Origin of the sequence: Robiginitalea sp. (genome assembly GCF_049588695.1) — a bacterium.
Lineage (GTDB): Bacteria > Bacteroidota > Bacteroidia > Flavobacteriales > Flavobacteriaceae > Robiginitalea.
This window is the reverse complement of sequence record NZ_JBAVZJ010000513.1, coordinates 1-1,545: the sequence shown is the minus strand read 5'-3', so window position 1 is coordinate 1,545 and position 1,545 is coordinate 1. Positions and strand designations below refer to the sequence as shown.

The 1,545-nt window shown below is 47.7% G+C and carries 1 protein-coding gene, 1 tRNA gene and 1 pseudogene; 1 reads left to right on the top strand and 2 read right to left on the bottom strand.

The features are described from left to right. Positions 1–228, bottom strand: a pseudogene (locus tag WBV75_RS11870) (50S ribosomal protein L25); the annotation flags it as partial. Positions 229–248: 20 nt separating this feature from the next. Further along, entirely contained in the window at positions 249–1,190 is a 942-nt protein-coding gene (locus tag WBV75_RS11865) for a ribose-phosphate pyrophosphokinase (protein ID WP_424120804.1), read from the bottom strand. Positions 1,191–1,336: 146 nt separating this feature from the next. Here WBV75_RS11865 and WBV75_RS11860 point away from each other — a divergent pair. Further along, positions 1,337–1,420 (top strand) — tRNA-Leu (locus WBV75_RS11860). Positions 1,421–1,545 lie beyond the last annotated feature (125 nt).

The window sequence follows — 1,545 nt, the reverse complement described above, 5'->3', positions numbered from 1 at the left end:
GTCCTGCATTACCGCCCGGACTTTGCTGCCATCTTCCATCTTAACAATCACCGTATGGGCGTTTGACGTATACACCAGGTCTTTAAACGACAATTCATCTGCTGAAAAGTGAATAGGTACTTCCCCTCCGTATACCACGCAAGGAACCTTTCCAGCATTACGTAAGGCTTTGGTCGATTTCTTGCCCACGCTTTCTCTTTCTGATCCTTTGATTGTAATTGATTTCATTATGATGTTTAATTAAAATTCTAGAGTATAAACTTTGAAGCTATCGAGGTGTTGTGGTGTACGCGGTGCATCACATCTGCAAATAAATCCGCACAGCTCAACACTTTGAGCTTCTCGCTGTTGGCCCTCACCGGAATAGAATCCGTAATGATGAGTTGTTCCAACTTCGAGTTTTCAATTTTTTCAATTGCATTGCCTGAAAGCAGGCCATGTGTTGTAATGGCCCGAACGCTCAGGGCACCCCTTTCGATCATGAGATCGGCCGCCCGGGTAAGGGTTCCGGCAGTGTCGACCATATCATCTACGAGTACGACGTTTTTATTTTCTACTTCCCCAATGAGTTCCATATGGGAAATCTGGTTGGCCTTGGAACGCTGTTTGTAACAGATGACTACATCACTTCCCAAACCTTTGGAATAGGCATAGGCGCGTTTCGAGCCTCCCATATCCGGAGAGGCGATGGTGAGGTTCTCCAATTTCAGGCTCTCTACATACGGTAAGAACAGGGTGGAGCCGTAGAGGTGATCCACCGGCTTTTCAAAAAATCCCTGTATCTGGTCTGCGTGCAGGTCCATGGTAATAATTCGTGTAGCACCGGCTGCCTCCAGCATTTTGGCTACTAATTTACTGGCGATAGGAACCCGGGGTTTGTCTTTTCGATCCTGACGGGCCCACCCGAAATAGGGCATCACAGCTGTGATATGACGGGCGGAAGCGCGCTTGGCAGCGTCCAGCATCAAGAGCATTTCCATGAGGTTTTCCGCTCCGGGATGTGTGGATCCGATCACAAAAATCCGCGCACCTCTGATGGACTCTTCATAGGAAGGCTGGAATTCCCCGTCGCTGTAGCGGGAGGTGATGACTTTGCCCAGGTCTGCCCCATAGGATTTGGCAATAGCTTCCCCCAGGGCTTTACTCTGTGTACAGGCAAAAATTTTTGGTTCCGGTACAGTATAGGACATGGCCTTTTCAGTGGTGTTTATAGTTCGCGAACTCCCTCATTTCAAAGGAGGTGCAAATTTATACAATTATTTGAGTTGCTAAAGCATATTCGGGGGGATTTTGGGTTCCGGAATGAAATTATTTTTTAGTTTTGCACACCGCTCAGGCCTCGGTGGCGGAATTGGTAGACGCGCTGGATTCAAAATCCAGTGATAGCAATATCGTGTGGGTTCGATTCCCACCCGAGGTACGGATAAACCAAAAAAATGGTGAAATGTGAGCGGGCTTCCCAAAAGGAAGCTCGCTTTCTTTTGGGAGGTAAGCGAAACGTTTCTTTTTTTGGTTTTCAAAACGACCGCGAAGGGAAGCTTTCCG